This is a genomic window from Chitinophaga agri (genome assembly GCF_010093065.1).
Lineage (GTDB): Bacteria > Bacteroidota > Bacteroidia > Chitinophagales > Chitinophagaceae > Chitinophaga > Chitinophaga agri.
The window spans coordinates 5,609,115-5,622,500 of the sequence record NZ_CP048113.1 but is presented as its reverse complement, the minus strand read 5'-3'; the positions used below and the strand labels follow the sequence as shown (position 1 = coordinate 5,622,500).

Sequence of the window (13,386 nt, the reverse complement as noted above, 5' to 3'; positions counted from 1 at the left end):
CCGACAGCAGGCTTTCCATCCCTGCAAATTCATCTGAATGATAAGCCTTTGGATATGCCTGATCCAGTAAACGGTACTTTGAATCGTCAGTTGACAGCAATTGTACCATTGTCCTGATCTGAGAAGACTCCAGACAATAACCCTTCGTCTGCTTACCGAATGAAGCGATCATCGCATCATCATCTTTCGCAGCAGCATACTTCTTCAGCGTCTTCCTGAACGTCTCATCATCCATCACCTTGCCACAATCAGAATTGATCATTTTGAGGCCGGACTTTGATTCAGTAGCCGGTGCAGTTACGGGAGCAGCTACTTCAGACACTACTTCCTCATCGCTCTTTTTCCTCTTCCTATCTCTTTTACTCTCTTTCGAATGATCAATTGACAGATCACTCACTTCATAACCTGTCGGATCACTCACTACATTATTAGGACGCTCTGCCGTATCGATCGTATCGATCTTTTCCGCCAGCTTGTTCCGTTTCTTCTTCTTAGCCTTTACCGGCTCTTCTTCCGGCCCCATTACTGGTAGGGTAGCCACCGGTGTTTCTGCCATCACAGCTGGTGCAGGAGTGCCAGAAGGAGCGGTCTGCTGACCATTTGTATCTCCAAAGTCGATAAAAGCAGGATCTTCAGCTTTCTTCTTACGCTGTTTCTTTTCTTTTCTTGACTGACCTTCCTCTTTCACTGGTTCTGTTGATACAACGGCTGGTTGCGCTGCGACAGCCGGAGCCGGTGTTTCTGTTATTGTAACCGGATCAACTGGCGCCGCATCTGCTGCTTTATTCTCCTCAGCAATGATCGCGCTGGCCAATTCCTTTTCTTCATCTGTCAATGGCTCGCGTTCACGTTTGCGCCTCTTTTTCTTTGTTTCCGCCGGAGCCTCCGATACTACCGGAGCAGCCACACTACTGCCCACTGGCGCTGTAACGGCCACAGGCGCCTTCGGCTGTGGTTCTTCTATGTCATCCGGACGATCATCACTTACCACCTTATCCAGTGCCTGGGAAAATTTGTTGGTCTGTTTTACCGGACGGGTACCCGGACCAACACTCACCCCTTCTTTAGTTGGAAAGGTAGAATCAAGATCTTTCTTCAAAGAAGCCATCATCGCCTGTTTCTGTGTATCGTCAGATGCTACTGCCACAGGCGGCGCTGGTACCAACGGTGTATCTCCTGATGTTGCTACCGGAGCAGGTGTTCCTGCCGCATCCGGCACACTGGCTGCGACGTCAGGAACCTGTACTGCCGGCGCTTCCTGTGCTACCGGTTTCTCAGCAGGTGCTTCTGCGACCGCAACGTCTTCTTTTTTTCTATCCTCAGATGGACGCGTCACTGCATAGGTCTGCAGATTGAAAAGGGCATAGCCCCTATCGCCATCTTTCTTAAACAGGTATCCCTGATCATTGGCACCACTTACGCGTACCAGGTACTGGCGTTCAGGTACATCACTTTTGGCAAAGCCGATACGCAGAGAAGCGGTACCGGCAGGCATTTTGGAAAGTATCAGATAGCCCTTGTCAGAAGAAGGGATCAGCTTACCATCATATCTTACATAGAAAGGCTGAGATCTCTCACTTTGTATGTACACAAAATACTGCTGGTCCTGAGCGGTCATCTGTAACGCCATCGCCAGGAAGAACAGTGTGAATAAAGATCTCTTAAAAAATTGCAGCATAGACATTACTTAAATAACTGCGAATGACGGATCAATCCGTCATTCCTAATCACTTATTGTTGATTTAATAATTACAAATACTATTCCAAGATAACCAGCACCTCTCCTTTCTCAACTGCCGTCCGCTCTTTCACCTTCACTTCCTTTACTACCGCATCCGCTGCTGCTTTGAATACATTCTCCATCTTCATCGCCTCCAGGATCAGCACCGGATCCCCTTTTTTGATGGATTGACCTGGTTCCACCAGCACTTTTAATATCAAACCCGGCATAGGCGCCTTCATATCATTCACTTTCCGGTTCAATGCATCCTTCATCCCCATTTCCGCCAGCAACTGATCTATCGGCTCCTCGATCGTTACCTCATATTCCTGCTGGTCTATTACGATAGTGACCATTTTTGTATCCCGGTCAATCTTGGTCACCTGTGCCACATAACTCTTGCCGTCCAATATAACACTATGATTACCAGTAGAAAGAGATGCGTCAGACCAATTTACTGACTGACCATCACAGGTGACACGAACATTTTCTGTTCCGATTTTAAACGACAAATCGCCATTCACGATTGCTTTTATCATAACATGGTTTTAGCTGGACACGACAAAAATAGCATTTTTAAACACTTACCAGACGGGGGCTTTGCGAATGATCATGAATTATAGCCAATTATCATGATTTGGTCAATATTAACAGTGCGAATAACAATTATTTCTGATAAATCCTGTTAATTCGTGGCAAAAACAGTTAATAATCATGTTCAAACCTTTGAAGCAATCGCTTAAAAGTGTACTGTTAGCCGGTCTTTCCGGAATAATATACTATACACCGGCTACTGCCCAACAGGCCCCTTCCAAAGAGGCTGATCCCGCCCTCCAAATCTACCGCGCCACCGCAACAAAAGTGCATGACCTGTCGCACACCAAACTGGATGTTCGTTTCGACTATGCTAAAAGATACCTATTCGGTAAAGCCTGGCTGACGCTAAAGCCACATTTTTATACCACCGACTCACTGACCCTCGATGCCAAAGCAATGGATATCAAACAGGTCGCTATCGTGAAAGGTGGCAAGAATGTACCGCTGAAGTTCCAGTATGACAGCCTCCAGCTGCATATCGCTCTGGATAAACCTTACCAGAAAACAGAGTCGTTTGTTATATATGTAGATTACGTAGCCCGCCCGGAAGAAGTAAAATCTCAGGGTAGCTCCGCTATCACCGATGCTAAAGGCCTGTATTTTATCAATCCGGATAGCTCCGTAAAAAATAAACCGGTTCAGATCTGGACACAGGGTGAAACAGAATCCAGCTCCGCATGGTTCCCTACCATTGACCGTACTAACCAGAAAACGACCGAGGAAATCAGCATCACTGTTGACAAGAAATATTCAACCCTGTCCAATGGTAAACTGATCAGCCAGAAGAATAATGCAGACGGTACCCGTACCGACTACTGGAAAATGGACCTGCCTCACTCTCCTTACCTGTTCATGATGGCCGTAGGCGACTTCGCTATCATCAAAGATCAGTGGAAAGGTAAAGAGGTGAACTATTACGTGGAGAAAGCATATGCTCCTTATGCAAAAGCCATTTTCGGTAATACACCTGAAATGATGACCTTCTACTCCAACCTCCTGGGTTATGACTACCCATGGGTCAAATATTCTCAGGTAGTAGTAAGAGATTACGTATCCGGCGCAATGGAGAATACTACTGCTACCATCCATGGCGACTTCCTGCAGAAAACAGACAGGGAGTTACTGGATAATAATAACTATAACGAAGCGGTAGTAGCACACGAACTGTTCCACCACTGGTTCGGTGACCTGGTAACGGCAGAGTCATGGAGCAATCTGACTCTGAACGAATCCTTCGCTGATTATAGTGAATATCTGTGGATAGCTTACAAATACGGTAAGGACGCTGCCGATGATCATGCTTATAAAGCGATGCAGAGCTATGAGAAATCAGCAGAATACTCCGGCGATAAAGACCTCGTACGCTTCCATTATCATGATAAAGAAGATATGTTCGATGCGATCAGCTACCAGAAAGGCGGCCGTATCCTGCATATGCTACGTAACGTAGTAGGTGACAGCGCGTTCTTCAAATCGCTCAACCTCTATCTGAAAACAAACGCATTCAAATCTGCCGAAGCTCACCAGCTCCGCCTGGCGTTTGAAGAGGTATCCGGTCAGGACCTGAACTGGTTCTTCAACCAGTGGTATTATGGACAGGGCTACCCAGTGCTGGACATTAAGTCTTCCTACAACGCTACTAACAAGACAGTTACCGTTACAGTAGAACAGCAGCAGGCTGGTAGCAAGATCTTCCAGTTACCCGTTGCTATTGATATCTATGCCGGCGGGAAGAAAGTACGTCACAACGTAACAGTTTATAATAAGGTAAGCACTTTCACCCTGCCGTCTTACATCCAGCCTGACCTGGTGAACTTCGATGCGGATAAAGTATTACTGGCTGAAAGGCATGAACATAAAGATATTAACCAGTATATCTTCCAGTATGCACACGCACCTAACTACCTGGACCGTCGTGAGGCCATCCAGGCCTGTCTGAAAGAGCAGAGCACTAACCCGAATGCACTGAAGGTGGTGACAGCTGCCCTGAAAGACAAATACTATGGTTTACGTGGCCTGACCATTCAGGCACTGAAACTAATTGATCCGGTTGTAAAAGAGGCTACTTTCACTGCTTTACAGGAAATCGCCAAGAAGGATGAAAATGCTACCGTTCGTGCGGCAGCACTGACCGCCCTGGGCTCACTGAAGGACCCTAAACTGGCGCCACTCTTTGAAACAGCTGTTAAAGACCGTTCCTATATGGCATCGGGTGCTGCCCTGGAAAGCCTGAACGCACTGAATCCTGAAAAGGCATACTCCCTCGCTAAACAGATGGAGCCTGAATCAAAAGGCGCCCTGAATAGTGCTATTGCTGCTGTTTATGCAGAGAAAGGCAATGAAGGTGATCTCGCATTCTTCGAAAAAACATTCAATGAAGCTACCGGACAGGATAAACTTGAAGCTGGTATTCAATACCTCGCGATCCTGGGTATTGTGGATAACACCGACCAGGTGTTGAAAGGTGTGGATGATATCAAAACAATGGCCCTCATGTTCAATAACAAGATGGTTAACCGATATCTGGTAAGCATGCTCCAGCCTATCGCCAAGAACAAGGAAGAAAAAGCTGCCATCGCTACTCCTGACAAGAAAGCCGCTTTACTGAAACAGAGCGATTATCTTAAAAAAGTAGCCAACGAGCTGAATAATTAATAACAAAAAAGCGTCCGTATGAAGCGGACGCTTTTTTTATGCTAATAATATATGTAAGGTTCCGGTAGACAGCATCTTCGGCATGTAAGTCTGAGGGTTTATGTTTGCGTTGTTTAAATATGCCCTGTATGCAACCAACCAATAATTCCACGATACGTTCATTTACAATATCGGAGAAGAAGAATATCGCGATGCAATGGAGCCAGTCAAACGTAAAGATGCAAGTGTTTTGTGATAATCATGGAATCACGGTCTCCATGCTCAAGAACTGGAGGAAGCAGTTTGCCACTCCTGCAAAAGTTCCCAGACGAAAACATTTCATTCAGCTCACACCTTCTAGGGCGAGTATACCAGATATTGCACTTCCATTCGCGGAGGTGATATCTTTATCAGGTAACAGGATAATTTTTCATTCGGCGGTCAATACAGACATGCTAAAAGAGCTACTAAACAGTAAATAAATGCTGGCACTCTCGTCCTCATGCAGGTATTTTCTGTATACTCAGCCAATCATGATAAGTAGTAGCTTTTACAAACTGGCGGCTATTGTCAATCAACAGATGCATTTGGATCCTTTAACCGGGATGTCTATATTTTCTTTAACCGCAGAGCTACACATATCAAGCTACTTCAATGGCAGCAAGATGGATTTGCGATTTATTACAAGCGGCTTGAGAAGGGAACATTTGAGATTCCCAAACCAGGTGGGGTACAGTCTTCGCTTACTTCTACACAATTGATGCTTATTCTGCAAGGCATTCAGATGGATAAAGTCCAGTACCGCAGGCGGTATTTTCGACAATCTGCCGATCATTAACATCGCGCTAACAAATAATTGATTTACATGTGATAACATTGCAATTGCAATGAGTACGTCAGCAGAAGATAATGATTACAAACAGCTCTATGAGTCTGCCATCAACAAGGTTGAGCAGCTGCAGCATGAATTGAATCAGCTCAAGAAGATGATTTTCGGAGTTCGTCAGGAGCGATTTATTCCCGCAGATAAGAATCAACTGGCACTCGATATTCCAACAGAACAATCTGCTGCTGTTTGCAACGTGTTAGATGCAAAGAAGGTGACTTATGTGAAAGTTGTAAAACAAGATGCGACTCAAGCCAGAGATAGCCGTCATACCATACCATCTCACTTACGAAGAGAAGATGTAATTATAGATCCAGACCATATACCAGCTGGTAGTAAACATATTGGCACCACTGAAACTGAAGTGCTGGAATACAAACCCGCTGAAATTTATGTAGTCCGTTACATCCGTAACAAGTACCTTCTCCCATCTGCGGATGAGACGTCGTCAAAAATTATTGTTGGACCTTTGCCAACATTACCAGTTGCAAAATCGATGATGGGGCCAGGCTTACTGGCTCAACTGGTTGTTGAGAAGATCTGCGATCATCTCCCCGTGCATCGCCAGCAACAACGTCTGGAAAGAGATGGTATAAAGCTACCATACTCAACGCTGAGTGATGGTTTTGCTAAGACAGCTGCGTTAATTACTCCTATTTACAGAGCGCTGGTAACAGAAGTACTCAACGCTGACTATTTGCAGGCTGATGAGACATCGGTACCAGTGCTCGACAAGGATAAGAAAGGGAGCACTCATCGGGGGTATTATTGGCTCTATCAGGATAGTATTAACAAGCTGCTTGTCTTTGATTATCAACCCGGGCGTGGCCGGGAAGGACCCGCAGAAATGCTGAAAGATTTTTATGGTACGCTGCAAACAGACGCTTACTCTGCATATAATAGCATTGTTGATACCAATAATATAACATTGATCCACTGTCTTGCTCATGCAAGAAGGTACTTCTCTGACGCTATTTACAGCGACCGAGAAAGAGCAGAATATGTATTGGAACAGTTACAGCTCGTCTATCAGATTGAACGCGATAGCAGGGCGTTAAATCACGACAATGAAAAACGAGCAGCTTCAAGACAGAAGCACTCCTTACCTATACTGAAGAAATTAGGAAGCTGGATGGAAGACCAATACAAGCAGGTACTTCCACAAAGCCCGATAGGAAAAGCCCTTGCCTATAGTATAAAACGCTGGGATAAACTCTGTGCCTTCGTGTATGATGGAAAGCTACATCCAGATAATAACGCGGCTGAGAGATCTATAAGAGCGACTGTTATAGGCCGAAAGAATTACCTCTTTGCCGGGAGCCATGAATCAGCAAAGCGAATTGCAATGCTCTACAGCCTGATCGGAACCTGTAAACTACATAACATTAATCCCAGCCTTTGGCTAAAGGACGTTTTAACGGTCATTAACGACCATCCCATCAACAGAATCAAAGAGCTCCTACCTCATATCTGGATCACGAAGCAAAAGTAACGCTCTCCAAAATCATTACATAGGTGCTGTCTACCGGATACTTACTAATATATTACCTCCCTGGCTATCCCAGTCCTACTTCCGAATGACGTTCTGGTATCTCAATGTCCTGGAACCCTTTCTTCAGCAACCAGTTACGGAAAATGGTCTGCACCTCATATTCCCCATGCACCAGGAACAACTTCTTCACATATTGCGGGTCCTGGCACGACAACCACTGACTCAGGTCCTCATAGTCGCCATGTGCGCTCATTGAACGGATCACGCCTACTTCAGCCCTCACCTCGTATCTTGTTCCGTATATGGAGACTTCCTTCGCTCCTCTCATCAGCCGGCCCCCGAGTGACTGCGGCTCACAATATCCTACGATCAGGATCGTGTTCCTGCTGTCGTTGATATTATTGGCGATATGGTGTTTCACCCTCCCAGCTTCCGCCATCCCTGAAGCAGAGATGATCACACAGGGAGCTTCCCGGAAGTTCAGCGCCTTCGACTCATCGACGGTCTGGATATAATGCAAACCGGGGAAGTCAAACGGATCATCATCTATTTCCAGCAACTTCTTCACCGTCTTATTAAATGTCTCCGGATGGTGTCTCACCACATCCGTCGCCTCTCTAGACAGTGGACTATCCACAAAGATATCCACCTTCGGGAGCTTGCCATCCAGCTGCGCCCTGTTCAGCGCATATAACAACTCCTGCGTGCGGCCTACACTGAAAGCCGGAATGATCAGCTTTCCATTCCTCACCTTACAGGTATCGTGTATGTATTTTATCAGCAGATCGTCAGAAGGCACTGCCTCAGCGTGCAGACTGCTCCCGTACGTAGATTCCAGCAGGATATAATCTGCCTGTGGGAAAACATCCGGAGAGCGGAGTATGGCGTCGTTATACCGGCCAACGTCCCCACTGAAGGAGATCTGCGAAGTCTTGCCATTCTCGGTAACACGCAGATGTACCGAAGCACTGCCAATAATATGTCCGGCGTCAGTAAAATACACTTCTACATCATCGTCCACGCGGAACCAGGTATTGTAGCTGACTTTTTTAAGTGCAACGATCGCCCGTTTTGCATCATCAATGGTATAAAGTGGCGTTATCTCAGGTTTTCCCTCCTTACGCATTTTCTTATTGGTGAACTTTGCATCATCTTCCTGGATCTTGGCCGAGTCCAGCAGCAAGATCTCTGTCAGGTCTCTGGTAGCCGGGGTACAATAGATCGTTCCCTTAAATCCTTTCTTTACCAGCAAAGGGATCAGCCCTGAGTGATCTATATGTGCATGCGACAGGATCATGTGTGTGACACTGGCCGCATCAAATCCAAAATCTTCGTTCATGGCATCGGTCTCACGTCCCATCCCCTGGAACATACCGCAATCCAACAGGATCTTTTTGCCATTCTTAAGTGATACGAGGTGCTTTGATCCGGTAACCGTACGTGCGGCTCCGTGAAACGCAATTTTCATGTGGTGGTATTGAAGGATGATCTGTAATGGTATATGCCTGTTTACGCCTTCCCTTTAAAGGACCAGGTAATGGCAAACGAGGCAATTACTGTGCCATCGTGGCTTTTGCCTATACTGTTCACCGTTATGGTCTCAGGTTCACCGCTGGCGGCAGTACGTGCTATGGCATCCCGTATGCGGGTACCCTCCTCGCAGGTAAACCAGGTCTTGCCGGTTGCTTTCTTCACGAAACTGGCCTCCATACCTGTGACTAGCATAGAAACTTTTCTGGGTGCCGCCCCTCTTACATACATCATGGCCGGAAGGCCTGTGCTCATTTCGGCCGCCATGCCCAGACAGGCAAAGTAGGTGGAACGAAATGGGTTCTGTGACAGCCATTTAAAGGGTACGACTATCACACAACTGGCCGGTGTCAGTTGTTTTAATCTGACACCGGCCAGCCAGGCAATGGGCAATTTCCATAAAAGATACAATGAGAACTTCAGCGGATGACCGGCAAAACGCATAAATGCCTGCGCTTCCTGTGGAAAAAGCACCTGTTCCATCATCAATGGATTTATTGAGTAGTGTAATAAGCCGGGTTGAGCGCGTCGGGCGACCATTGCTTCAGCATTTCAGCCACCTTCTTCTTATCATAGTTATCTGCGGATTCCAGCAGCCCCGTATTCTGGGTATGCAACCTATTGCCATTTGCATCCAGTACCAGCAGAACAGGGAAACCGAAACGCTGTGGATAACCCAGTTGCTTCAATATCGGCAGATTCTTATTCTCCTTACTATAGTTCAGATAGTAGATCACATAGTTCTTTTCTGCCTGAGCCATTAAAGCCTCATCTTCATGCAGCATTTTATAGAAGCGTTTACACCATATACACCAGTTACCACCCACCTCTATAAGAATATGCTTTTTTTCAGCAGCGGCCTGTTTTTGCGCCTTTGCCAGATCAGCCGCGGCATCCGCAGCAGGATCATAAATATGTTCAAGGTCCAGATGTGGCTTTTCCTGCGCGTGTGCCATGCGCGCTTGCAGCATTAACAACACAACAGGAAGCCAGAGATACTTACGCATAAGCAGGATAGGGTGTTTTTATAGTGATTGTATATACCGGTAAATAGAAGACTGCGCATTCACAGGCGCTTCTCCCACTGCCGGTGTGATTTCAATATTACGGATATTCTCATCAAGTCTCACCGCATTGGTATTATCTGCCAGCTGTAAACGGATAATTTCCTTCAGCTGCGCCTTGAGTCCCGCGTCGTACACCGGGAATACTACCTCTATACGCCTATGCAGGTTACGGTTCATCCAGTCGGCCGACCCCATATAGATCTCCTCATTCCCATTATTATGGAAGATAAAGATCCTGGCATGTTCCAGGTAGCGGTCTACGATCCGGCGTACTTTAATATTACTGCTTTCCGGCTGATCGGGCACCAGACAGCAAATACTTCTGGCAATCAGATCTACCTGCACCCCTTCCTGACTGGCAGCATAGAGGCTGGCTATCATGTCCTTTTCCTGCAGGTTGTTCAGTTTAATGGTGATCTTAGCTGGCTTTCCACAACGAGCGTTCTCTATCTCACGATCAATAAGCTGTTTGAAGCGGGCCATCATATTAAACTGTGCCACCAGCAGATGCTGGAACGTCAGATAGTTGTATTTGGCCGGTTGCTCCCTGGCCTGAAGATAGAGGAAAAGTAGCTCCAGTTCCTGAGTAATACCCGCATGCGCTGTCATCAGCACGTGGTCAGTATAGAAACGGGCAGTGCTTTCGTTGAAATTACCCGTCGCCATCAGACCGACATAATCCCACTGGTAACCACGGCGACGTTTTACCAGGGCAATCTTCGCATGTACCTTCAGACCAGGTATACTATAAATGATCTTTACCCCGGCGGCTTTCATCTTCTTCGCCCAGCGAATATTATTAGCCTCATCAAAACGGGCCTTCAGTTCTACAAACACCGTCACCTGTTTACCATTGTGCGCAGCGCTGATCAGCGCATTTGCTATCTGGGAGCTGGAGGCAATACGGTAAAGGGTAATATAGATCTCCTGAACGGAAGGATCTACGGCTGCTTCATTGAAGAAACGCAGGATATAGTCATACCGCTGGTAAGGGGCATGTAAGAGCACATCCCTTTTTAGTACCTCTTCCAGCAATCGAGGAGCGCTTTCCAGAGAAGGCACCTGTACTGAAGCCTGCTTCGGATAACTGAATGCCGGAGATTTCACCGGCATAGGCAGGTCAACCAGGTCTTTCAGGTTGTGGTACCTGCCTCCTTCTACCATTTCCTCCGGTAGTATATGGAAGTAGACCGCCAGTAGCTTCTGCAGGGCAAGCGGCATGGCTGCGTCAAACAGGAAACGGGTAGGTATACCCAGCTCACGTTTTACGATCATCGTCTCTACCTGTTCCAGGATGTCGTGTGCCAGCTCATTCATGTCTGTTTCGGCATCCCTGGTGATCTTGATACTGTAGCATCCGTTCACGGTGTATCCAGGAAACAGGAACCCGATGTGCTGACGCACTACATCATCCAGCATGGCAATGTAGTGAACATTGTCCAGGGCCGGCAGCTCCATAAAGCGGGGCAGTGTGGCACTCGGAATATTCACCAGTGCGTATTGCAGTAAGTCTGGCGACGTCTCTTCAGACAAAGACACTACGATATACAGCTGGTTGTTCTCCAGGAACACTTCTTCCGGTTTTTTCTTCCGTAACCATAATGGCTGCAGGAAGCTAAGCACCCTTGTCAGGAAGTACTCCCGCATCGGCTCAATATGTTCCGGATGGATAGGTTCGTTATAGTAAAGGTGGATATTATGACTGCGTAATGCAGGTAGTAACTGCTTTGTAAGGATCTGACCGAATTCCTTCAGCTGACTATTGATCTCTGCCTGTATGGCGGGCAGGGTGTCCTGAGAGATGATCTCTTCACCTGCGGCAGCAGGATTATTATCCAGAACTTTATTCACCGCCAGTATGGCCGGCATGCGTACACGTACGAACTCGTCAAGGTTGGAAGAAAAGATGGAGAGGAACTTTATCCTTTCATACAAAGGAACATCCTCATTTCTGGCCATAGACAGTACCCGGTAATTAAATGACAACCAGCTAAGATCGCGGTCGTATAAAGGAACATTCATAGAAATCGTCTTATTGCTCATGCTTAGTTCTTCACCGGGAAAAATAATGCTGCTATTACAAATGCGGCCACGGATATGATCAGTCCAAACATAAAGATGTTATAGGCTATACGCAGCTGTTTATATTTTTTGCCCAGTACCACGCCCAGATGATAGATATCCTGTATCATGCTACCATATACGTAGTCATTGTCCTTCATCATTTCGGTCATACCCCAGGTATATTCTTCCAGTGACATTTCATGGAAGTTGCCGAAGAACAGCAGGTTCGTCTTTTTGCTATCAATATCTGCTTTAGTGAATTTACCCACATTGATATTTGGACGGGTGGCCAGTACAGAGAAGATGATAGTCAGTACACCAGTCAGTAAAAAGATAAAGGCAGGGAGGATGAGGTTTGGGTAATCTTCAAGTCTTCTTACCAATACACCCAGGATAACAGATATAATGATAGAGTTTACCGAAATCATGATATGCGCCTTACTATCGGCCATGGAGCTGAGACGTATATGATTAGTGGAGGTAGTACGGAACATGGTCTCCACACCTCTTCCGGGTTTGGCATCCTTCACTTTCGCTTCCTTCTCTTTATCTTTATCCTTCTTCTTATCCTTTTTCTTTTCTTCCTCAACCGGAGCAGCGATAGCTGCCGGGGTGGCAGCAGCCAATGCATCTTCAGCAGCTGAAAGCTCCTTTTGAACAGTAGCCTTTCCTTTCTTCACTGCCTTTTCCTCCTGTTTCTCAAGTTTACTCTTCAGCTTAACGATGTTATCTTCTTTCTGCTGTTGCAGCAGTGCCTTACAATAAGCAGTAAAGAAGTGGTGGGTCTCCTGCAGCCGGAGCGATCCCGCATTCCATTCAGCACCAGAGATCTCTCTGCCTGATGTGAGTTCAAATTCCTGTCGCATCAACCTGGACCTGTCCCTGAAGTCCTTCGTTCCCAGATGAAAGAGGTCAGCGTCACAAACGATCTCTTCCAATAGGTTTTTAGGATTCTGCGGCATTTTGGTGGCCATGATACAACCAGCTACCTGTTGTTGTATATCCTCTGGAATCTGTTGTACATTTAAGAACACTCTTGCCATCTCTGCACCCTTTTCTTCATGCATTTTCGTTTCCCCCATCAGGTAGCCAAGGTCGTGAAACCAGCACGCTACACATACGATTAGCAGGTCGTTATCTGCAAGGCGGTAATGTGCTGCAATCTGCTGTGCTGCTGCAACTACCAGCTTTGTATGTTCTAAATTATGATAGACCAGGTTAGGGTGAGGACGATCCTGGTATTGCTTCGCAACATATGTTTCTGCTGCTTCTATGATTAATCCTGTGTGCATAAGCCTTAGTTAAAAAAGCAAAACTGAGATCAGCAAGTTACTGCATTTTTAAGTTAATTTTATTCTGCAAATAAGCAATGAGGAATACAGTGGGCAATGGGCTC

The 13,386-nt window shown here is 46.4% G+C and carries 10 protein-coding genes and 1 pseudogene (1 of these 11 cut by a window edge); 4 read left to right on the top strand and 7 right to left on the bottom strand.

Features of this window, described 5'->3' with window-relative positions:
- Together GWR21_RS22525 and GWR21_RS22520 are read right to left on the bottom strand one after the other, a co-directional pair.
- Window positions 1-1,678, bottom strand: the 5' portion of a protein-coding gene (locus GWR21_RS22525) for a hypothetical protein (protein WP_162333924.1). The gene continues 44 nt to the left of window position 1, outside the view; the window shows 1,678 of its 1,722 coding nt (coding positions 1-1,678); it begins with the start codon at window positions 1,676-1,678; its stop codon lies beyond the left edge, outside the window.
- Window positions 1,679-1,758: 80 nt separating this feature from the next.
- Window positions 1,759-2,259: a biotin/lipoyl-containing protein gene (locus GWR21_RS22520; protein ID WP_162333923.1), complete on the bottom strand. Its 501-nt coding sequence runs from the start codon at window positions 2,257-2,259 to the stop codon at window positions 1,759-1,761.
- Window positions 2,260-2,434: 175 nt separating this feature from the next.
- Here GWR21_RS22520 and GWR21_RS22515 point away from each other — a divergent pair, with 175 nt between their 5' ends.
- From GWR21_RS22515 to tnpC, 4 genes and pseudogenes are all read left to right on the top strand, one after another.
- The gene (locus tag GWR21_RS22515; RefSeq protein WP_162333922.1) at window positions 2,435-4,972 is read left to right on the top strand and encodes a M1 family aminopeptidase; all 2,538 of its coding nucleotides are present in this window, start codon (window positions 2,435-2,437) and stop codon (window positions 4,970-4,972) included.
- Between the two features lie 128 nt (window positions 4,973-5,100).
- Window positions 5,101-5,433, top strand: coding sequence for an IS66 family insertion sequence element accessory protein TnpA (tnpA, locus tag GWR21_RS22510; protein WP_162333921.1), 333 nt, complete (start codon window positions 5,101-5,103; stop codon window positions 5,431-5,433).
- A gap of 122 nt (window positions 5,434-5,555) precedes the next feature.
- Window positions 5,556-5,789 (top strand): annotated as a pseudogene (tnpB, locus tag GWR21_RS31960) (IS66 family insertion sequence element accessory protein TnpB); the annotation flags it as partial.
- 49 nt (window positions 5,790-5,838) lie between these two features.
- Window positions 5,839-7,329 carry an IS66 family transposase gene (gene tnpC, locus GWR21_RS22500; RefSeq protein ID WP_162333920.1) on the top strand — a complete coding sequence of 497 codons (1,491 nt, stop codon included), beginning with the start codon at window positions 5,839-5,841 and terminating at the stop codon, window positions 7,327-7,329.
- 64 nt (window positions 7,330-7,393) lie between these two features.
- Here tnpC and GWR21_RS22495 read toward each other — a convergent pair whose 3' ends face one another.
- From GWR21_RS22495 to GWR21_RS22475, 5 genes are read right to left on the bottom strand one after another with little or no spacing between them, the layout of a single operon-like run.
- Window positions 7,394-8,797, bottom strand: coding sequence for an MBL fold metallo-hydrolase RNA specificity domain-containing protein (locus tag GWR21_RS22495; protein ID WP_162333919.1), 1,404 nt, complete (start codon window positions 8,795-8,797; stop codon window positions 7,394-7,396).
- Window positions 8,798-8,838: 41 nt separating this feature from the next.
- Entirely contained in the window at window positions 8,839-9,342 is a 504-nt protein-coding gene (locus GWR21_RS22490; RefSeq protein ID WP_162333918.1) for a DUF4442 domain-containing protein, read from the bottom strand.
- A gap of 11 nt (window positions 9,343-9,353) precedes the next feature.
- The gene (locus GWR21_RS22485) at window positions 9,354-9,866 is read right to left on the bottom strand and encodes a thioredoxin family protein (protein ID WP_162333917.1); all 513 of its coding nucleotides are present in this window, start codon (window positions 9,864-9,866) and stop codon (window positions 9,354-9,356) included.
- Between the two features lie 18 nt (window positions 9,867-9,884).
- Window positions 9,885-11,948, bottom strand: a complete 2,064-nt coding sequence (gene ppk1, locus GWR21_RS22480; protein WP_162335785.1) for a polyphosphate kinase 1 — start codon at window positions 11,946-11,948, stop codon at window positions 9,885-9,887.
- 23 nt (window positions 11,949-11,971) lie between these two features.
- Window positions 11,972-13,282 carry a Pycsar system effector family protein gene (locus GWR21_RS22475; RefSeq protein ID WP_162333916.1) on the bottom strand — a complete coding sequence of 437 codons (1,311 nt, stop codon included), beginning with the start codon at window positions 13,280-13,282 and terminating at the stop codon, window positions 11,972-11,974.
- Window positions 13,283-13,386: the final 104 nt, after the last annotated feature.

Bases quoted from the DNA above. Each gene is read 5' to 3' on its own strand.
- GWR21_RS22495 (WP_162333919.1), bottom strand. From the start codon at position 8,797: ATGAAAATTGCGTTTCACGGAGCCGCACGTACGGTTACCGGATCAAAG.
- GWR21_RS22490 (WP_162333918.1), bottom strand. From the start codon at position 9,342: ATGGAACAGGTGCTTTTTCCACAGGAAGCGCAGGCATTTATGCGTTTT.
- GWR21_RS22515 (WP_162333922.1), top strand. From the start codon at position 2,435: ATGTTCAAACCTTTGAAGCAATCGCTTAAAAGTGTACTGTTAGCCGGT.
- tnpC (WP_162333920.1), top strand. From the start codon at position 5,839: ATGAGTACGTCAGCAGAAGATAATGATTACAAACAGCTCTATGAGTCT.
- tnpA (WP_162333921.1), top strand. From the start codon at position 5,101: ATGCAACCAACCAATAATTCCACGATACGTTCATTTACAATATCGGAG.
- ppk1 (WP_162335785.1), bottom strand. From the start codon at position 11,948: ATGAATGTTCCTTTATACGACCGCGATCTTAGCTGGTTGTCATTTAAT.
- GWR21_RS22475 (WP_162333916.1), bottom strand. From the start codon at position 13,282: ATGCACACAGGATTAATCATAGAAGCAGCAGAAACATATGTTGCGAAG.
- GWR21_RS22485 (WP_162333917.1), bottom strand. From the start codon at position 9,866: ATGCGTAAGTATCTCTGGCTTCCTGTTGTGTTGTTAATGCTGCAAGCG.
- GWR21_RS22520 (WP_162333923.1), bottom strand. From the start codon at position 2,259: ATGATAAAAGCAATCGTGAATGGCGATTTGTCGTTTAAAATCGGAACA.